Source organism: Rossellomorea vietnamensis, assembly GCF_001305855.1.
GTDB lineage: Bacteria > Bacillota > Bacilli > Bacillales > Bacillaceae_B > Rossellomorea > Rossellomorea vietnamensis_A.
In genome coordinates this window covers 441,980-460,641 of the sequence record NZ_LIXZ01000001.1, presented here as the reverse complement: position 1 = coordinate 460,641, position 18,662 = coordinate 441,980, and the positions used below count along the sequence as shown (strand labels likewise).

Sequence of the window (18,662 nt, the reverse complement as noted above, 5' to 3'; positions counted from 1 at the left end):
AAAATGAGAAACGTAGTAATTACATCGGCTCTCCGTACGCCGGTTGGCGCATTTGGGGGATCATTCAAGGATTTACTCCCAACGGACTTAATCGTGCCCGTTATGAAGGAAGCCGCAAAGGAAAGCGGGTTATCGGCAAGTGACATTGATGAAGTGATCCTTGGGCATTGCATTCAACGGACCGATCAGCCTAATACGGCCAGAACGGCTTCACTACTTTCAGGCTTTGATGACACAACGACAGGCTTTACGATCCAGCGTCAATGTGCAAGCGGCATGCAGGCCATCATATCGGCTGCCATGCAAATTCAAACGGGCTTATCCGATATCGTCATGGCAGGCGGAGTAGAAGCGATGAGCTCCAGCCCTTACATTTTAAAACAGCACCGATTCGGTCAAAGACTGCAACACGGAGAGATCCGTGATTCGGTTTGGGAGGTGCTTGAAGATCCCATTCATGGCATCATGATGGGGGAAACCGCTGAGAATCTTGCAGAAATTCATTCCATTTCCCGTGAAGAGCAGGATGAATATGCGCTAATGAGCCATGAGCGGGCAGTGAACGCAATGGAAAAGGGATACTTCGATTCGCAGATTGTACCGATTACAGTGAAGGAGCGAAGAGGCGAGAAGATCATTGAGAAAGATGAAAGTCCCCGTGCAGGAATGGAAATCGATAAACTCCAGAAATTAAAACCGGCGTTCCGGGAAGGGGGATCTGTTACAGCAGGGAACTCGTCCAGCTTGAATGATGGTGGGGCGGCCTTGATCTTAATGAGTGAAGAAGAAGCTCAAAAAAGAGGATTACAGCCTCTTGGAAGGATCGTCGGATATTCAGTGGCGGGCGTCGACCCCAAAGTGATGGGAATCGGTCCGGTACCTGCCATTCAGAAAGGATTACATACGACGGAAAACTGGTCCCTGAATGAGGTCGACCTATTCGAAATCAACGAGGCATTCGCTGCCCAATATTTAGCGGTGGAGAAAGAACTTGGGCTGGACCGGGAAAAGGTTAATGTGAACGGAAGCGGGATCAGCATCGGTCATCCCGTCGGTTGTACAGGCGCCAGGCTAGTCGTGTCATTGCTCCATGAAATGAAGCGCCGTGAATTGAAAAAAGGAATTGCGTCATTATGCGTGGGCGGAGGCATGGGTGCTTCGGTTTTTGTGGAAGGAATGTAGTGTGGAAGGTGTGTGCCGGTCCTTTTAATGGACCGGCACTTTTTACGTTCCTGACATGTACCAAAATCACCATCCGCCCCTTATGAAATTTGACTCATTTTCCCTTATTTACATAAAATTTACCCTATAATGACAATCGATAATGTACGCTAAATGTGTAATGCATTCAAAGGAGGCGAAGCAATTTGAAATCTATGCACAAAAAAGTCATCGCTATTTTTGCCATTGTATTTATTTTTACGATTGCGTGCAGTCAGGTATCCCCGAGTCAAATGAGTGCTGCCGGAAATGGGACGTGGAATTCCCCTTATACGGTGGATCAAGCCATCTCAAATCAAAATGGATCCACACAGTCCGTAGAAGGATATGTGGTCGGGCAGCCAACCTCTGGCTCATCGGTTGTCACAAATAATTTTCCGAACGATTATGCATTGGCATTGGCGGCTTCCCCGTCAGAAGCCAATACGGATCAGATGGTGTATGTCCAGATTCCATCTTCTTACCGTTCAAACTACGGTCTTCAGAGTAACCCGGGACTGATGGGTGAAAAAATCAAGGTGACGGGCAGCTTAACGGCCTACTTTTCCCATCCGGGAATGAAGTCGACATCGGCGTTTGAATCGATGGAAGGTGGGGAAACCGATCCTGCCGATCCTCCAACAGACCCGACCGATCCACCGGCTTATGAAGAATATTACAGCACGGCTGAAGGAAAAACGGGTGATGCCCTGAAAACAGCACTACATAACATCATCGATGATCATCAAACCCTTTCGTACGATGCTGTATGGGGAGCGTTGCGAAATACGGATGAAGATCCTGATAATCCGAATAACGTCATACTTCTCTACTCAGGACGTTCACAATCGAAAACGACAAACGGCGGCGGAGTGAACGACTGGAACCGTGAACATGTATGGGCTAAATCCCATGGTGATTTCGGAACGGTCAAGGGACCGGGGACGGACCTTCATCATTTAAGACCGACAGATGTAACGGTCAACTCTACACGAGGGAACCTTGACTTCGATAATGGTGGAACCGAGCAGAGTGAAGCCCCGGGAAACTATTATGACAGCGATTCATGGGAGCCTCGTGATGAAGTGAAAGGCGACGTGGCACGGATGATTTTCTACATGGATGTCCGCTATGAAGGGGACAGTGGTGAAGTGGATTTGGAATTGAACAATAACGTCAACAACGGGAGTGCCCCTTATATGGGGAAAATGTCTGTACTCCTTGAATGGAACGAAGAAGATCCAGTTGATGAAAGGGAAATTCGCAGAAATAACATTATCTTTGAACAATATCAAGGAAATCGAAATCCATTCATTGACCACCCCGAGTGGGCAGAAATGGTCTGGTAAAGAGTTTGGGCCTGGAGTCTTCCGGGTCTTTTTTTGGTTGAGGGAAGAACCCGTCAAGACCAATCCTGTAACTCATTTGTAACCTCCGATCCTTATGATAAATACAACCACCCAAAGGAGGAGATGAGTATGGAAAGAGTCACAGATTGGTTGCATAAGCGATCAATGATCTCTCCTGATCGAATTGCGTTACAGAATGCTGCCACGAACGATCGAATTGATTACCGCACTTTAGATGAACGGGCGTCTAAGTGGGCTCAATATATGTGTAATCACGGGATCACGAAAGGGGACCGTGTGGTGTTCATTTCTACGAATCATACGGTCTGCTTCGAGATTTTATTTGCCTGTGGAAAGATTGGGGCTGTGTTTGTTCCACTCAATTGGAGGTTGGCGCCATCTGAGATAGAATCGATTACGAAGAATTGTACCCCGAGTCTACTTTTTTATAAAAAAGAACTTCAACCCCTCGTTACTCCAATTTCTAAGTATTGCCAACAACTCTGTTTAGATGATATTGCAGGGGAAGTTTCCTCAGTGGAAAAGGGTGTGTCATCCTCTACTATTCTCTCACCCTCTGATCCCTGGCTGATGATTTATACAGGAGGCACGACCGGGAGTCCGAAGGGGGTCGTCCTTTCACACAAATCAGTGACATCAAATGCCCTGAATACAGTGGTGAGCTGGAATTTAATCCAAGAGGATTGCACAGTGACGTATTTGCCTACATTTCATACTGGAGGATTAAATGCTTTATCGATTCCCCTGTTAATGATAGGGGGAAAGGTCGTGATTGCTGAGAGGTTCGATCCGGATCAGGCGATACAGGCTTTAATTGAATATGGATGCAGCATTGTTCTCCTTGTACCGACAATGTATCATCTGCTGATGGAAAAGGAGGAGTTTAAATCTGCCCTTTTCCCGAAGATGAAGGTGTTTCTATCCGGGGGAGCCCCTTGTCCGGGGAAAGTATATGAATTCTTTAAAGAAAAAAAGATTCCCTTTAAAGAAGGGTATGGTTTGACAGAAGCCGGGCCGAATAATTTCTACATTGACCCTTCCCGTATGAAAAAGGGTTCAGTCGGGAAAGCAATGATGTTGAACCGGGTGAAGGTCGTCGATGACAGGGGGGACCCTGTCGGTCAGGGGGAAGTCGGGGAGCTATTATTAGGTGGAGATCATTTATTCAAAGAATATTGGCAGAATCCTGAACAAACACAACAGGTGATAAAAGACGGATGGCTTCATACAGGAGACCTGGCGAAATTCGATGAGGATGAAGATTACTTCATTGTCGGCCGGAAAAAAGACATGATCATTTCAGGTGGTGAGAATATTTACCCGCAGGAGCTCGAGCACTGGCTATCGGAGCACCCTGCCATCTTTGAGTGTGCGGTGGTCGGTTTGCCACATGAAAAATGGGGGGAAGTCGTCACAGCCTTTATTACGTTACAAAAAGGTGCTGGTATATCAACGGAGGATGTGAAGACATTTTGCCTGCAAAAGTTCGGTAAATATAAAATCCCCAAGGACTATCACTTTGTGAAAGAATTACCGAAAACCGATGTGGGCAAAGTCAACAAACAGGCATTGACAAACCTTCTACAGGGTCAATGAAGGAAAAGAAAGGGAACATCTCGAAATACATATATCGAGGTGAAAAAGGTGAAACGGTTACTATCCGGTACAAGAATATATCTATCAGGTTTTCAGGAAGAAGACGTTTCGGCTATAAGGGAATGGAATCAAAATGAAGAAGTGCAGAGACTATTGGATGCCCTCCCCCATAAACCGAAATCAGAAGAAGAAATCAAGAAATGGATGGGAGATCCCGGTGACAATGCCTATCGTTTTGCGGTCCGTCTGAAGGATGACGGCAGGATCATCGGATTTGTTGAATTGGACGGAATTCTTTGGTCTCATCGTGTGGGATGGGTTTCGATATCCATCGGTGACGAGCAGTCATGGGGGAATGGATTCGGCAGGGAAGCCATGCAGTGTCTCCTGGCCTATGCCTTTCATGAGTTGAATTTACACCGTCTTCAGTTAACGGTATTTTCGTATAATGAGAGAGCGATCCGATTATATGAATCTCTGGGCTTCACGAAAGAAGGAAGCTTCCGTCAGTTCCTGCAACGAGACGGGAATCGATATGACATGATATTGTATGGATTATTAGTGGATGAATGGAAAGAAGGATGAGGGTGTCCTTCTTTTTTTTGTTGGAGAGAGGTTGGGGAGGGATTGAGCGCTCAGTCATTTTCCTTTATTTATCAAAAGACGCAATGACCATCCAGAACGACGCAATAAATGAAAATACGACGCAATAAAATCCAAAATGACGCAATCCCCGTCCAAAATGACGCAATTAAGCCCAGGAGTGCCAATTCCCATGCAACAGACACTCTCCAATTACAGCTCCACACCTTAAATTCCCCCAAAGAATCGAGGTCGAGAGCTAATCCCCCGCCCCCCAGCTCTTCCGCCCCACATATAACAAGCCTCCCATCCATGCATGGAACAAAAAGCATCCCACTAACAGAAACAACGATTGGACATACGTTAGGTGCATGATGACCAACGGTGCCACACTGGTCCCTCCTAACAATAAGAAAGAGTAAAGGCTGAGTGCCTGGCTTCGTCCCTTGCCGCTCATATTTCCGATCAGGGTGATGACGGTGGGAATCAATAAAGAGATGGCCGAGACAAAAAGAATGGAAGAAAGAATGATGATGAAGGGTTCGTGACCATATGCATAAATGAAAGCAGCCACCACACTTATCAGCGATAGAGCGACTCCGATAAACAGAGTTTTGTAGATTCCCAGGGCCTCCATAAAACGGCCGGTGAAAAGGGATAAAACGGCTCCGATCAGACCTACTGCCCTTGTGAGGAAAAGCAGGTCGGGATCTTCTGACATGTAGCGGGTCAGGCTGTCATAATAGGCGATGAATGTAGCGAGAAGGGTGAAGACTATTCCGTAACAGTAAAGAAGTTCTTTTCTCTTGAGCAGCTTCACGATGGTGGCGATTTGCTGTGAGGGTGAAACAGATACCACATTTGCGGGTGGAAGTGTTTGGTTTCCGATTAAAAAAAGGGAAGCGTATACCATGGCGAAAAAGAAGAATACAGCAGACCAGCCGGAGTAGCGTGTGATTCCTTCACTGAGCAACTGCCCGAGGATACCGGCAAAGAGAAAGCCTGAATTGATGAAGGCCAGAAGCAGGGTCCGAGGCTTTCCTGAAAACAAATCATACGTATAGGCAAAAGCGACGGGTGCAAAGCTCCCCAGACAGAATCCCTGCAAACCCCTCGTGATAAATAAACTCCAGAAATCGGCTGATAGTCCGACGAGCCCCGAAGAAACGGCAGATGCAAGCATTCCCCAGACGAGGATCCTTTTTTTGCCGAAATGGTCTGCGAGGTTGGCGAATGTCAATAAACCGCATGCGTAGAAAAAGATAAATGATGTTCCGGCCATGACGACTTCACTTTGCGGAATGGAAAGAGTAGCAGCGATGCTTCCATAAATGGGGATGAATGTGTAAATATTACAAGCTACCATCACGGCCATCACAACCAGGACAGCAGTGATTCTGTGGAAATACTGATTCATGATGATTTCACCTGCCTATCTTTACTGTATGCAGATGATCCAAATATTTTCAATCAAATTTGAGACGGGAAAGATTTGTGGTTGTGTACTATAATGAACCTATACAAAAATTCATGAACCCTCTTGGTTAGAATAGATAGAGTATAAGAAAAGGAGTGAGAGGATGTCTGTACATTTTATTCTCGGACGCTCCGGTACGGGGAAAACCCATCGCATATTGGATGAGATGAAAAAAAGTTTGTTGGACGCACCGAATGGAGATCCAATCATCTATATCGTACCGGATCAAATGTCTTTTATATCTGAATACGATCTCGTGAACACGCCGGGATTGAACGGTATGATCCGTGGACAGGTGTTCAGCTTCACCCGTCTTGCGTGGAAGATCCTTCAGGAAACGGGTGGGATGAGCCGATATCATTTATCTGACGTTGGGTTAAATATGATGATCCGGAAGATCATAGACGAAAACAAGGAGCATCTCCATATTTTCACCAAGGCATCGGACAAGCCGGGGTTTATTCATCATGTGGAGGCGATTGTAAAGGAATTCAAACGCTACTGCATAACGCCCGCGGACCTGCAGGGATTTAATGAAGACGGTGATCGCTCCAAGGTATTGAAGGATAAGCTTCATGATCTTGAACTGATTTATGAGAAATTTGAGGAAAAGCTTTTCGGAAAGTACATTGATTCGGAAGATTATTTTCAATTGCTCGCTGATCATGTGAAAAATTCCGACCTCCTGAAAGAGGCAGAGATCTACATAGATGGGTTTCATAGTTTCACTCCTCAGGAATACCTCATTATCGATCAGCTCATACAACATACGAAGAAAGTGACGGTTGCCCTTACAACGGATCCTGAGCAGCCAATCGACGCCATAAATGAGTTAAGCCTGTATCGGATGACAAACGAAACTTTTCATACCCTTCAGGATATATGCAGGGTGGCAGGAGAAACGGTGAAGGAAGAGGTGCTCACGAAACCGATTCGCTATGGAAGTGAAACGATGCTTCATTTAGAGCGTCATTTTGAAGAGCGTCCAACGATACCCTATGAGGGAGGAAAGGCCACCATTGAATTTCTCGAAGCGTCCAACCGTCGTGCTGAGGTTGAAGGAATCGCTAGGGAGATCAGAAAGCTTGCCCGGGAAGAAGGATACCGCTACAAGGATATCGCCGTATTGGTTCGAAACAGCCAGGATTATCGTGATAAGGTCGAAACGATTTTTCAAGATTATGCGATTCCCTTTTTCCTTGATCAGAAGCGGACGATGCTCAATCATCCTCTCATCGAGCTCATTCGTTCCACTCTTGAGATCATGAACACCAACTGGAGATATGAACCGGTCTTCCGGGCAGTGAAAACGGACCTTTTATTTCCTTATCAGAAGAATCCTGCCGATTTGCGTGAAAAGATGGACCGGCTTGAGAACTATGTGCTTGCTTATGGTATAAAGGGAGACCGGTGGACGAGGAAAGACCGTTGGAAATATCGTCGCTTCAGGGGACTTGAACATGTTAACGCCCCACAGACCGACCGGGAGAGGGAGCTTGAGCACGAGATCAATGAATTGCGGTTATTTATCTCGGCACCGGTCATCCGTCTGGGAAAACGTTTAAAGAAGCGTGCTACGGGACGGGAATACTGTGAGGCTATTTATCTTTATTTGGAAGAGTTGGATATACCGGCAAAGCTTGAACGAATGCGCATAGAAGCAGAGGAGAAAGGGGATTTGATCGCAGCAAGGGAACATGATCAAGCGTGGTCGGCAGTGATGGATCTGCTTGATCAATATGTAGAGATGCTTGGTGATGAAGAAACGACCATGAAGAAATTCTCTTCCATCCTTGATGCAGGTATTGAAACGATGGAATTTTCATTGGTCCCCCCTGCCATTGATCAGGTCATTATTGCAGATCTTGAGAAATCCAGGCTTGGCGACATCAAATCCGCTTTCATCATTGGAGTGAATGATGGGATTCTCCCGGCAAAAATGAATGAAGACGGGGTCCTGTCCGATGAAGATCGTGAGTCATTGATCACAAGGGGATACAAGATCGCCCCGAGTAATAGGACAAAACTGTTGGATGAAGAGTTTGTGGCGTATAAAGCGTTCACGACTCCGAGTGAACGCCTCTTCATCAGCTATCCCATCGCAAATGAAGAAGGAAAGGCGCTCCTGCCATCTTCATTCCTCAAGAGATTGAATGAAATGTTCCCGGATGCACATACGAAGCTTCTCATCAATGAACCGTCTGAACTATCTGAAGAGGATCAGCTTCATTACGTCTGTCATCCGAATGTGACGATTTCCCATTTGACCTCGCAGCTTCAGTTGAAGAAAAGGGATTATCCGATCTATGACTTCTGGTGGGACGTGTATAATTTTTATGCTTCGTCCAATGATTGGAAGTGGCATTCGGGCCATATCCTGTCTAGTCTTTTTTATGAGAATCGTGGTAATCAACTGTCCGAGGATACGAGCAAAGAGCTGTACGGGGACCATATCCTTGCGAGTGTTTCCCGTATGGAGCTGTTCCACAGCTGCCCATTTTCTCATTTTGCCAATCACGGCCTGAAGCTCAGAGAACGGGATTTCTTTAAATTAGAGGCACCGGATATCGGTGAAATGTTCCACTCGGCTTTGAAGTGGATATCAGAAGAAGTGGAACGACATGGACTGACGTGGGCATCGCTCTCGAAATCCCAGTGTTTGCAGTTGGCGAAAGAAGCGGTCCTTATGCTGGCACCGAAGCTTCAGCACCAGATTCTATTAAGCTCGAACCGGCATTACTATATCGCTCAAAAGCTTGAGCAAATCATAAGCCGGGCAAGCATGATTTTAAGTGAACATGCAAAGGCAAGCGGGTTTGTACCCGTCGGGGTGGAACTTGGATTCGGCCCGCAGGCGACTCTGCCGCCTTTCCAGTTCCAATTGAGAAATGGTACGAAGATGGAGCTGCAGGGAAGGATTGACCGTGTGGATAAGGCGGAGGATGCAAACGGTGTGTATCTCAGAATCGTCGATTACAAATCGAGCGCAAGGGATCTGGATATGACGGAAGTATATTACGGCCTGGCCCTGCAGATGCTGACGTATCTGGATATTGTGTTAACCAATTCGAAACAGTTCGTCGGGAAGGAAGCGAAGCCTGCCGGTGTACTCTATTTCCATGTTCACAACCCGATGATCAACAGCAAGAAGATCTTGACAATGGATCAGATCGAGCAAGAAATCTTCAAGAGCTTTAAGATGAAGGGTCTCGTCCTTGGGGATTCCAACATTGTCAGATTAATGGATCAGACGCTCGAGACAGGGAACTCTGATATTATTTCAGCAGGAATCAAGAAGGACGGTACGTTATCTTCCCGTTCGAAAGCGGCTTCTGGTGAAGACTTCCATTATATGCGTCAACATGTCAGAAAGCTCTATGAAGCCTCCGGAAACCGGATCATCTCAGGAGAGACGGATATAGCTCCATATAAACTGAAGGACCGGACTCCGTGTCAATTTTGTTCGTTCCGTCCGGTCTGTCAATTTGATCAGTCTTTGGATGAAAACGAGTACAGAGTGCTGCCGACTGCGAAGCCGGAAGATTTATTGCGGAAAGTGAGAGAGGAGGCAGAATCCAATGAATAATGGTGGTATTCCAGTCAAGCCCGATCATGTTACATGGACAGATGATCAGTGGAAGGCGATATGGGCGAAAGGGCAGGATATCCTTGTCGCTGCAGCGGCGGGGTCGGGTAAAACAGCTGTCCTGGTAGAGAGGATCATTCAGAGAATCCTCTCAGAAGAAGACAGGATGGACGTGGATGAATTATTGGTGGTTACTTTTACCAATGCTTCAGCGGCAGAAATGAGGCATCGGATCGGCGGTGCCCTCGAGAAGGCAATCGATGAGGATCCCCATTCTCGTCATTTAAGGAAGCAGCTCAGTTTGCTGAACCGGGCGTCCATTTCGACCCTGCACTCCTTTTGCCTTGAAGTGATACGAAAATACTATTATCTCATTGATATCGATCCGGGATTCAGGATCGCAGATGAGACAGAAGGAGACCTGCTACGGGATGAGGTTCTTGACGATCTCTTTGAAGAGGAATACGGCAAAGAAGATAATCATGACTTTTTTAAGCTGGTGGACACATTTACTAGCGATCGAAGTGACGGTGCCCTGCAGGATATGATCAGGAAGCTGTATGATTTTTCGCGCTCCCATCCGAATCCCGATGAGTGGCTGAGAAGACTCGAGGATCTGTATGAGGTGGAAGAGGGCGAGGGAATTGATCAACTTTCCTTTATTGAGCCCCTTCTGACAGATATCCGATTGCAGCTTCATGGCGCAAAAAGTCTATTTCAGCGTGCACTGGATCTCTCTCGTGTGCCCGGGGGACCTGGTCCGAGAGCGGAGAACTTCTTAAATGATATCGAGATTGTCGAGAGCCTGGAGGAAAGTCTGGCAATTTCCTGGAACACTTTATACGAAACGATTCAAACCCTGCCCTTTACGAAGCTAAAAGCTTGCAGGGGGGACGATTATAATAAAGAACTAGTGGATGAGGCGAAGAAACTCCGGGATCAAGGAAAGAAAACGTTGGAAAAGCTTCAGGAGGATTTCTTTTCAAGAAGACCCGGTTCATTCCTTGAAGATATGAGGAAGATGAAGGACGTAATTCACACCCTGGCAGAAGTGGTGATTGAATTCGGTAAACGTTTCAGGGTAGTGAAAGAAGAAAAAGGACTCGTCGACTTTGCCGACTTGGAACACTTTTGTCTCGACATTTTAAGGGACCCTTCATCTGATGCATTAGTTCCTTCAGAAGCAGCGAATCTGTATAAAAATAAGTTCAAAGAAGTGCTGGTGGATGAATACCAGGATACGAATATGGTTCAGGAATCCATTCTCCGTCTCATTACAGAAGAACGTGAAGAAGTTGGGAACCGCTTCATGGTGGGGGATGTAAAGCAATCCATCTACCGTTTCAGATTGGCGGAACCGAATCTGTTTTTAGGAAAGTATACCCGTTTTCTCCCGGAGAGAGGGGAAGCCGGATTGAAAATCGATCTTTCTCAAAACTTCCGAAGCCGGAAAGAAGTGTTAGAAGGGACGAACTTCTTATTCAAACAGATTATGGGTACAGCTGTCGGTGAGATGGAATACAACAGGGAAGCTGAACTTGTAAAAGGTGCCCCTTATCCAGAAGAAAAAGAGTACCCGATTGAAGTGGCGATCATCGATCAGGAAACGGAAGAGCCTTCTCCAGGTGGTGATGAAGAGGGACTATCCATCTTTGATGAAGGGGATATCGAGAAATCAGTTCTGGAAGCCCGTTATATGGCAAACAAAGTCAAAAGGATGATCGAAGAGCGGACACCGGTCTATGATGCCAAAACGAAAACCGAGAGACCGATTCAATACCGGGACGTCGTGATTCTGCTTCGCTCCATGCCTTGGGCGGCAGAAATCATGGAAGAATTCAAGCGGCAGGGGATCCCGATTTATGCGAATTTATCTACAGGGTATTTTGAAGCGACCGAGATTGCCATTATGCTTTCACTGCTGAAAGTGATCGATAATCCGTACCAGGATATCCCCCTTGCTTCCGTCCTAAGGTCTCCGATTGTCGGACTCGATGAGCAGGGTCTTGCCAGTATCCGGATCCATTCCAGAGCAGGGACGTATTACGAAGCGTTGAAGACATTTGCCGGTGAGAAGCCGGGCAATCCCCGTGAAGAGGAAACATTCGAAAAGGTCAAAGTGTTCCTATATCAACTCGGGAACTGGAGGACGAAGGCGAGGCAGGGATCTGTGACAGAATTGATCTGGCAATTGTACCGGGACACCCGATTCTATGATTATGTAGGAGGGATGGCCGGTGGGAAGCAGCGTCAGGCGAATCTCAGGGCTCTTTATGACCGTGCCCGTCAATACGAAGAAACTTCCTTCAGGGGCTTATTCCGGTTCCTGCGATTCATCGACAGGATGAGGGAACGGGGGGACGACCTGGGAGTGGCGAGAGCACTGAGTGAACAGGAAGATGTGGTACGGTTAATGACCATCCATTCCAGTAAAGGCCTTGAGTTCCCTGTCGTATTTGTCGCTGGTACCTCCAAGCAATTCAACCTGATGGATCTGAATGCAGCATACTTATTGGATAAAGACCTAGGATTGGCCGTGAAATACACGGATGCAGCTAAACGGATCAGTTATCCGTCCCTTCCCCAATTGGCGTTCAAACGGAAGAAGCGGATGGAGGCGGTCTCAGAGGAGATGCGGGTGCTTTATGTGGCGTTGACCCGGGCGAAGGAGAAGTTATATCTGGTTGGTACCGTGAAAAGCCTGGAAAAATCCCTGAAGAAATGGCGCGGGGCTTTAAGTCAGAAAGATTGGTTATTATCTGATTATGACCGGGCAGGGGCGAGTTCTTATCTTGATTGGATAGGTCCGTCCCTCATGCGCCACCCTCAGTGCGGAGAGCTTAGTGAGGCAGGGGCGTCAGATGTCAGCTTGATTAATGAAGAGATTCTCACGCATCCTTCCTGCTTTCATGTGACGCCGATTCATAAATCTGAGCTGGTTGCAGACGATGATGAGGAAATGAGTGAAGAAAAAACGTGGCAGGAGAAAGTGAAGAATGGGGAAGTGGTGGATATCGTGTCTTCCCAACAAGAAGAGGTGTTAAAACGGTTATCGTGGGAATACCCTCATGTTCGCGCTACAAACCTACGTTCAAAGCAATCGGTCTCCGAGCTGAAACGGATGGTTGAAATCCGGGATGAAGCCTCAAGTATTGATATACTGAGGCAGCATCATAAGCCTGTGTATAATCGACCCCAATTTATGCAGTCGAAAGAACTGTCCCCTGCTGAAAAAGGGACAGCCATGCACACAGTCATGCAGCATATTTCATTTGAAGATGGCGTTCCGACAGAGGAGAAGGTTGAAGACCTTTTATCGAAGCTTGTTCATAAAGAAATCCTGACGGAAGAACAAAAACTGGCAGTATCAGTCGAACATATCGCAGGATTCTTCAAGAGTGGACTTGGTCAGAGGATGGTAAATGCCCGGAATATCCAACGGGAAATCCCCTTCAGTATGAGTGTCCCACTTAGTGAAATATCAGAAACGGGTGAAGAAGCACCTGAAGAAACCATTCTTGTTCAAGGGGTCATCGACTGTGTATTCAGGGATGAGTCGGGAATCGTCCTGTTGGATTACAAGACAGACGGCATCCATGACCGCTATCAGGGCGGATTCCCTGAAGCGAGACCTGTACTTGAAGAGAGGTATAAAGTACAAATCGAATTATACACCCGGGCATTAGAATCCATATGGAAGGAACCAGTATCAGAAAAGTATCTGTATTTCTTTGATGGAGGACATGTGTTGGAGTTGTAGCAGGAAAACACTTCGCGGCTTTGCTTCGAAGTGTTTTTTTATGCTGTTGCGGGGAATACCTATACTAATCACTTTATGAGGAATGGTTAAAGATGAGTAAAAGTGCTATTGGTACATGTGAGTTATGTGCCCGGAGAAATGTAGAGACGACGATTCATCACCTTACACCTAAAGAGGTCGGGGGAACATTCCTCGAAACGGCGCGATTATGTATTCCTTGTCATAAGCAGATTCATTCCCTTTACACAAACGAAGAGCTTGGGGCAAGATTGAACACAATTGAAGATTTAAGAAGAGATGAGAAGATTCGTTCATTCATAAAATGGATCCGCAAGCAGCCGCCTACCAAATTAATCAAAACGAAGAAAAGTCAGGAACGAAGGAAGAAACGATAGCGATATCAAAATAAAAACCAAAAAGCCTGCGGATGGGCTTTTTGGTTTTTTAGTTATTCCCTGTTATCGGTTGATCTACGACATTACAATCGAATGTGGTATTTACACTGAATACATTGTATGTTAACTGAAAAGGGCCGGTATTGAATCCGCCAGATCCACTAAACGTTTTTGATGCGGACTTAGGCGAAATAATACCAGTATCTCCAAACTGAACACTTCCTCCACCAACATTAAGAATAGCGACGGGACCTACTAAAGCGGGCATATTCAACATCCTCTTTTATAAATATCTATACAGTTAACCTATGTGAAACAGAATAGAATGTTCATGTTCCTATAGGCTTTTAGTCTGGCTGGTCTATAGTTTCGAAATTTTGCAGATCTTCTTCATGCTTTTTAGATTCAAGCTGACGGATGTGTTTCACTCTTGATTCCATGGCTACATTCGAGGTATTTCCAATATGGATGATGGAAGAAAAAGCCGTAGCCTTGATAAATACTTGATCGACTTTGATCGGACAAAGATTTAGCCGGCTGACCCTCACAGTGGGATCAACAGGGGGTTTAGTGATTGGTCCTTGAAAAACGCTGGAATCAAAGCTTCCTTCACTCGTCAGGTAAAATTCCTTCTCCCGTTGAACAGCATAGGCGAAGGATAAGGCGTTTATGTTTTGAGAATCGCCTATTTGATAGAGAGAGCTGAAGGATAAGGTAATGCCGTCTAATTTATTAACAATCGAATATCGCTTAAACATCTATTATCCTTTCGGTGTCAGCGGGACGAATGGACCGATGATCAATGACTCAGGCGGTGTATCGAATGCAGAAGTAAGCTGAATGATATCAGCATCCCCGATCAGGACAAGGGAGGAGCTTGCTACCCCTGCAATATCGATACTGCCGACTGACAATTCACGATTGATTACTTGGAGGTTCATTGTTATTCATCCCTTCCATATTCTCCGGCATCTGGGACATAAAGGAAAAGAGTGCCGTTTGAATATCCTGTTTGATTTTTGAAATGATTTTTCTTTCCCATTCCCCTTCAGATTGTTTGGATTCGACATGAGGTATGTTTTCCAAGTAGAAATCGATTCTTTGCGGCATTTGATTTAGCAGATCCTGCTGTACCATTTCATAATAAGAAGGGTCGAGGGATCGTTGGAATTGCATTTCGTTGTCTTGAATGAGGGCAGGCAATTCGTTTTGAATGTACGCATGTATTTCTTTCGTAATTCTTTCTTTGTAAGGGGTCAAATCTTTGATCGATTCGACATTCACATTTTGATCAACGGCTAAATCCTCTATGGTATCCTTTAAATTACTTGGGTTAAGGCCGATATTCAATGTACCATCCAGGGACTCGACTTTAAGCTGATCGAATTTGTATTCAATTTTTTCTACATTAATCTTCGGAGTATCCTTGATCGCCGTCAATTCCTGTGAGAGCTCATCTACTTTTTTTTCTAACGCGACAATTCTCGTATTCAACATGTCGATATACTGATAAAGTTGTTGGGGTGTCATATAGTAATTAGTCATCCTGCCACCTCTTTTCTTGTCGCGGACTCTTTTAAGGCTTTTGAAGAGGAACTAAAGGTGATGCTGATGGTCCGGTTGTCACACTCCCGCTTTTTTCTGCCTCAGGAGCCGGTTCTGTATAACCCCCGGTATTATACAAGTAGTCATTCGTGTTTATTTGTCCACAAGTACCGATCTGTAATACGGAAGAATTGGACATTCCCCCGATTTTAATGAACTGAATCTGTATGGATTGTTGAACATAATAATTCGTCATTCGGCATCACACTCATAGGTTTAAATTTATTCCTTGATCCATTCCATCGTCGTCTACCGTGTAGGTCAAGGAACTTTCATTATAGACGGAAATCCCTCTTCCTGTAATAAATGAACCTGCACCGGCAAAGGTTTTGGCTGTTGATATCGGGCTGATGTTAAACACATCCCCAATGTGAAAAACGGCGCTGGAACCGACGTTTATGACTTGTGCAATTCCTACAATTGCAGGCATTTCGACTCACACCTTTAAGACAAAGTTAATTATTGTTATTCTATGTTTAGAACATGAATAGGTGATAATCGCCTAATTTCCCATTTAAGGTTAGAATAGATACAAGATTAATGATTCCGGAGGAAGATGAATGAACAACTTGTCGCCAATTGAACAGAAAGAACGTATTGTAAGTCTCGATGTGATCAGGGGATTCTCTCTGCTCGGCATCTTCATCATCAACATGATATCCTTCCATTCACCATTTCTTTATTATGATCCGTATACATGGTGGAAAACACCTGACGATACAGCATTATTTCCTTGGATCGATGTGTTGGTTCAAGCGAGCTTCTATCCCTTATTCGCCATGATGTTTGGATATGGGCTTGGGATCCAGCAGCAAAGGGCAGCGATGAAAGGAACATCCTTCTACCTGTTTGGGGTAAGAAGACTTGTTGTTTTATTGGGAATCGGCTGTATTCATGCCTTCCTGATCTGGTCTGGGGATATCCTGATTAATTATGCCGTATTCGGTCTGATCCTTCTTGGTTTCATGAGGCTTTCCGGTAAGGCCTTGATGTGGCTCGGAGGTTTATTATTTCTAATGCCACAAACGTTTTTCAGTATTTTACTAGTATTGATGACCTTTTCTGATCCGACAGGCGTGACGAATTATACGAATATTGCCGCACTGCAGGATTCGGTCGCGTCCTATGCTTCAGGAAGCTTCGGCAGTATCATGGCACAACGCTTTCAGGACTGGTATATGGTGAACTCACCTGACAATCTCTTATTCTTATTTCTTTCGATTCTTCCTATGATGATGATCGGGGCAGGAGCAAGCAAACAGCAACTATTGTCCAAGGTCAGAACCCATAAGAAGATTTGGATGATAACAGGTGGATTTACGTTACTCATTGGAATTATCATTAAATCATTGCCACTATTCTTTGAACCCAATTTCGCTTACAGCTATATACAGGACTTTTTGGGAGGTCCGTTCTTATCAGTATCTTATGCAATAATCCTTTCATTATTATTGTTGAATGAAAAAATGATGAAATGGAGCAAGCCATTGGCTTCAGTAGGGAAGATGTCCCTCTCGAATTACCTGTTGCAATCCACCATCGGCACACTTATCTTCTATTCTTATGGATTTGGCCTCTACGGAGAAGTGACCTTAACGACAGGGACGATGCTTGCAGTTGGGATTTATATCATACAGGTGATTCTATCTGAAATTTGGTTATCCAGGTTTCGATATGGACCCGTTGAAAAGCTCTGGCGGGTGTTAAGTTACGGGAGAAGCAATGTGGTTAAAAAGGGAGAAGTATAATACTGGAAAAGGGGATGAATAAGGATGAAATTCGTTAGTTTTAAGTGTGAGGGAAAAGAAACATATGGAGTGGAAATGGACGACAGGATCCTTGATGTTGCGGGGGCGGAAGATTTACCCGGAGATTTACTTCAGGGAATTGAAGCAGGGGAAGGCTTTCTTGAACGTGTAGAAGCAATTCTTAAGGAGAAGAGTGGAACTCTGCCATCTTTCGCAAAGGATGAAGTGAAATGGCTTTCCCCCATTCCGAATGTGAAGAGAAACATCATGTGTGTAGGAAAGAACTATCGTGAACATGCCATTGAAATGGGCGGTGAACAGGATATCCCGAAGAATATCATGATTTTCACGAAAGCAACCCATACGGTCATCGGTCACGGGGAAACGGTTCTTCATCATGATGACATAACGGAAGAACTTGATTATGAAGGAGAACTGGCCGTGATCATCGGGAAGAAAGGGAGAGGGATTTCTCCTGAAGAAGCGATGGACCATGTCTTTGGTTATTCGATCCTGAATGATATCACAGCCCGTGACCTCCAAAAAAAGCATGGCCAATTTTTCATCGGAAAAAGCCTGGATACAACGTGCCCGATGGGTCCATTCCTCGTGACAAAGGATGAAGTGGAGGACCCTCAGAACCTGTCCATCACCACGAAGGTAAATGGTGAAGTCCGTCAGTCTTCCAATACGGGACAAATGATATTCTCGATCCCGACGATTATTTCCACCCTGTCTAAAGGAATGACGCTGCTTCCGGGGGATATCATTGCGACAGGGACACCTTCTGGAGTGGGGAAAGGCTACAAGCCTCCACGCTTTTTGAGAAAGGGAGATGTAGTGGAGATCGAAATAGAAGGATTGGGAATTTTGACAAATCCGTTACAGGCTTAGTTAAAATTTCTGTTGGTGAGAAGACTGTGGTAATATTATGAGCGTAAACTATCTACCTGTAGGAGGTTCAATATGTTTGATAATACACATGCCCATATTACAACGTGGGTCGTTGCCATCATTCTTTTCTTTGTAGCGGTCGGCTTACATAACGCAGGGAAGAAAAAAGGCATGAAAGTTGTACATATGATTTTACGATTATTTTACCTGCTCATCATTTTAACCGGTGCGCTTTTATTCTGGAAGCATCAGGGAATCAATCCGGCCCTTTACGGCATTAAAGGATTGGTGGGAATATGGGTGATCGGGATGTTTGAGATGATTCTGGTCCGCATGAATAAAGGGAAAAGCACGAATGTATTGTGGATTGTCATGGTTATCGCCCTGCTCATCGTTCTGTATTTGGGACTGCGGTTACCACTTGGTCTTCATCCATTTGCATAACGTAT

The 18,662-nt window shown here is 45.3% G+C and carries 17 protein-coding genes; 10 read left to right on the top strand and 7 right to left on the bottom strand.

The features are described 5' to 3' along the window. Positions 1–3 precede the first annotated feature (3 nt). The 4 genes from AM506_RS02270 (at position 4) to AM506_RS02255 (ending at position 4,751) form a co-directional block, all read left to right on the top strand. Positions 4–1,182: a thiolase family protein gene (locus AM506_RS02270; protein WP_060670374.1), complete on the top strand. Its 1,179-nt coding sequence runs from the start codon at positions 4–6 to the stop codon at positions 1,180–1,182. Positions 1,183–1,376: 194 nt separating this feature from the next. Continuing rightward, positions 1,377–2,549 carry an endonuclease gene (locus AM506_RS02265; RefSeq protein ID WP_060670693.1) on the top strand — a complete coding sequence of 391 codons (1,173 nt, stop codon included), beginning with the start codon at positions 1,377–1,379 and terminating at the stop codon, positions 2,547–2,549. A gap of 129 nt (positions 2,550–2,678) precedes the next feature. Next, entirely contained in the window at positions 2,679–4,166 is a 1,488-nt protein-coding gene (locus AM506_RS02260) for a class I adenylate-forming enzyme family protein (RefSeq protein ID WP_327205511.1), read from the top strand. 48 nt (positions 4,167–4,214) lie between these two features. Continuing rightward, positions 4,215–4,751: a GNAT family N-acetyltransferase gene (locus AM506_RS02255; RefSeq protein ID WP_060670370.1), complete on the top strand. Its 537-nt coding sequence runs from the start codon at positions 4,215–4,217 to the stop codon at positions 4,749–4,751. A 256-nt stretch (positions 4,752–5,007) separates the two neighbouring features. Here AM506_RS02255 and AM506_RS02250 read toward each other — a convergent pair whose 3' ends face one another. After that, positions 5,008–6,165 carry an MFS transporter gene (locus AM506_RS02250; RefSeq protein WP_060670368.1) on the bottom strand — a complete coding sequence of 386 codons (1,158 nt, stop codon included), beginning with the start codon at positions 6,163–6,165 and terminating at the stop codon, positions 5,008–5,010. Positions 6,166–6,328: 163 nt separating this feature from the next. On the opposite strand from AM506_RS02250, the gene addB reads away from it, so the two are divergent. The 3 genes from addB (at position 6,329) to AM506_RS02235 (ending at position 13,966) form a co-directional block, all read left to right on the top strand. After that, positions 6,329–9,811: a helicase-exonuclease AddAB subunit AddB gene (gene addB, locus AM506_RS02245; protein WP_060670366.1), complete on the top strand. Its 3,483-nt coding sequence runs from the start codon at positions 6,329–6,331 to the stop codon at positions 9,809–9,811. After that, the gene (gene addA / locus AM506_RS02240) at positions 9,804–13,571 is read left to right on the top strand and encodes a helicase-exonuclease AddAB subunit AddA (protein ID WP_060670364.1); all 3,768 of its coding nucleotides are present in this window, start codon (positions 9,804–9,806) and stop codon (positions 13,569–13,571) included. The genes addB and addA overlap by 8 nt, the downstream gene beginning before the upstream one ends. Positions 13,572–13,663: 92 nt before the next feature. Continuing rightward, the gene (locus AM506_RS02235; protein WP_060670362.1) at positions 13,664–13,966 is read left to right on the top strand and encodes a hypothetical protein; all 303 of its coding nucleotides are present in this window, start codon (positions 13,664–13,666) and stop codon (positions 13,964–13,966) included. A gap of 49 nt (positions 13,967–14,015) precedes the next feature. On the opposite strand, the gene AM506_RS02230 is transcribed toward AM506_RS02235, so the two are convergent. From AM506_RS02230 to AM506_RS02205, 6 genes are all read right to left on the bottom strand, one after another. After that, positions 14,016–14,234: a spore germination protein gene (locus tag AM506_RS02230; protein WP_060670360.1), complete on the bottom strand. Its 219-nt coding sequence runs from the start codon at positions 14,232–14,234 to the stop codon at positions 14,016–14,018. A gap of 79 nt (positions 14,235–14,313) precedes the next feature. Beyond that, positions 14,314–14,724 (bottom strand): spore germination protein GerPE, encoded by a 411-nt coding sequence (locus AM506_RS02225; RefSeq protein WP_060670358.1) that lies wholly within the window; start codon positions 14,722–14,724, stop codon positions 14,314–14,316. A 3-nt stretch (positions 14,725–14,727) separates the two neighbouring features. Then, positions 14,728–14,907, bottom strand: a complete 180-nt coding sequence (locus AM506_RS02220) for a hypothetical protein (RefSeq protein WP_060670356.1) — start codon at positions 14,905–14,907, stop codon at positions 14,728–14,730. Further along, the gene (gene gerPC, locus AM506_RS02215; RefSeq protein WP_060670354.1) at positions 14,882–15,511 is read right to left on the bottom strand and encodes a spore germination protein GerPC; all 630 of its coding nucleotides are present in this window, start codon (positions 15,509–15,511) and stop codon (positions 14,882–14,884) included. Before gerPC ends, AM506_RS02220 begins: the two co-directional genes overlap by 26 nt. A gap of 31 nt (positions 15,512–15,542) precedes the next feature. Further along, positions 15,543–15,767 (bottom strand): spore germination protein GerPB, encoded by a 225-nt coding sequence (locus tag AM506_RS02210; protein ID WP_060670352.1) that lies wholly within the window; start codon positions 15,765–15,767, stop codon positions 15,543–15,545. A gap of 12 nt (positions 15,768–15,779) precedes the next feature. Next, the gene (locus AM506_RS02205; RefSeq protein WP_060670350.1) at positions 15,780–16,001 is read right to left on the bottom strand and encodes a spore germination protein; all 222 of its coding nucleotides are present in this window, start codon (positions 15,999–16,001) and stop codon (positions 15,780–15,782) included. Positions 16,002–16,131: 130 nt separating this feature from the next. On the opposite strand from AM506_RS02205, the gene AM506_RS02200 reads away from it, so the two are divergent. The 3 genes from AM506_RS02200 to AM506_RS02190 all read left to right on the top strand — a co-directional run bounded on the left by AM506_RS02200 (position 16,132) and on the right by AM506_RS02190 (position 18,657). Continuing rightward, a complete protein-coding gene (locus AM506_RS02200) occupies positions 16,132–17,319 on the top strand; it encodes a DUF418 domain-containing protein (protein WP_060670347.1) in 1,188 nt (395 codons plus the stop codon). Between the two features lie 24 nt (positions 17,320–17,343). Then, positions 17,344–18,213, top strand: a complete 870-nt coding sequence (locus AM506_RS02195) for a fumarylacetoacetate hydrolase family protein (protein WP_060670346.1) — start codon at positions 17,344–17,346, stop codon at positions 18,211–18,213. A 72-nt stretch (positions 18,214–18,285) separates the two neighbouring features. Further along, positions 18,286–18,657 (top strand): YisL family protein, encoded by a 372-nt coding sequence (locus tag AM506_RS02190; protein WP_060670344.1) that lies wholly within the window; start codon positions 18,286–18,288, stop codon positions 18,655–18,657. Positions 18,658–18,662: the final 5 nt, after the last annotated feature.

Bases quoted from the DNA above. Each gene is read 5' to 3' on its own strand.
- AM506_RS02270 (WP_060670374.1), top strand. From the start codon at position 4: ATGAGAAACGTAGTAATTACATCGGCTCTCCGTACGCCGGTTGGCGCA.
- AM506_RS02265 (WP_060670693.1), top strand. From the start codon at position 1,377: ATGCACAAAAAAGTCATCGCTATTTTTGCCATTGTATTTATTTTTACG.
- AM506_RS02260 (WP_327205511.1), top strand. From the start codon at position 2,679: ATGGAAAGAGTCACAGATTGGTTGCATAAGCGATCAATGATCTCTCCT.
- AM506_RS02250 (WP_060670368.1), bottom strand. From the start codon at position 6,165: ATGAATCAGTATTTCCACAGAATCACTGCTGTCCTGGTTGTGATGGCC.
- addB (WP_060670366.1), top strand. From the start codon at position 6,329: ATGTCTGTACATTTTATTCTCGGACGCTCCGGTACGGGGAAAACCCAT.
- addA (WP_060670364.1), top strand. From the start codon at position 9,804: ATGAATAATGGTGGTATTCCAGTCAAGCCCGATCATGTTACATGGACA.
- AM506_RS02235 (WP_060670362.1), top strand. From the start codon at position 13,664: ATGAGTAAAAGTGCTATTGGTACATGTGAGTTATGTGCCCGGAGAAAT.
- AM506_RS02230 (WP_060670360.1), bottom strand. From the start codon at position 14,234: ATGCCCGCTTTAGTAGGTCCCGTCGCTATTCTTAATGTTGGTGGAGGA.
- AM506_RS02225 (WP_060670358.1), bottom strand. From the start codon at position 14,724: ATGTTTAAGCGATATTCGATTGTTAATAAATTAGACGGCATTACCTTA.
- AM506_RS02220 (WP_060670356.1), bottom strand. From the start codon at position 14,907: ATGAACCTCCAAGTAATCAATCGTGAATTGTCAGTCGGCAGTATCGAT.
- gerPC (WP_060670354.1), bottom strand. From the start codon at position 15,511: ATGACTAATTACTATATGACACCCCAACAACTTTATCAGTATATCGAC.
- AM506_RS02210 (WP_060670352.1), bottom strand. From the start codon at position 15,767: ATGACGAATTATTATGTTCAACAATCCATACAGATTCAGTTCATTAAA.
- AM506_RS02205 (WP_060670350.1), bottom strand. From the start codon at position 16,001: ATGCCTGCAATTGTAGGAATTGCACAAGTCATAAACGTCGGTTCCAGC.
- AM506_RS02200 (WP_060670347.1), top strand. From the start codon at position 16,132: ATGAACAACTTGTCGCCAATTGAACAGAAAGAACGTATTGTAAGTCTC.
- AM506_RS02195 (WP_060670346.1), top strand. From the start codon at position 17,344: ATGAAATTCGTTAGTTTTAAGTGTGAGGGAAAAGAAACATATGGAGTG.
- AM506_RS02190 (WP_060670344.1), top strand. From the start codon at position 18,286: ATGTTTGATAATACACATGCCCATATTACAACGTGGGTCGTTGCCATC.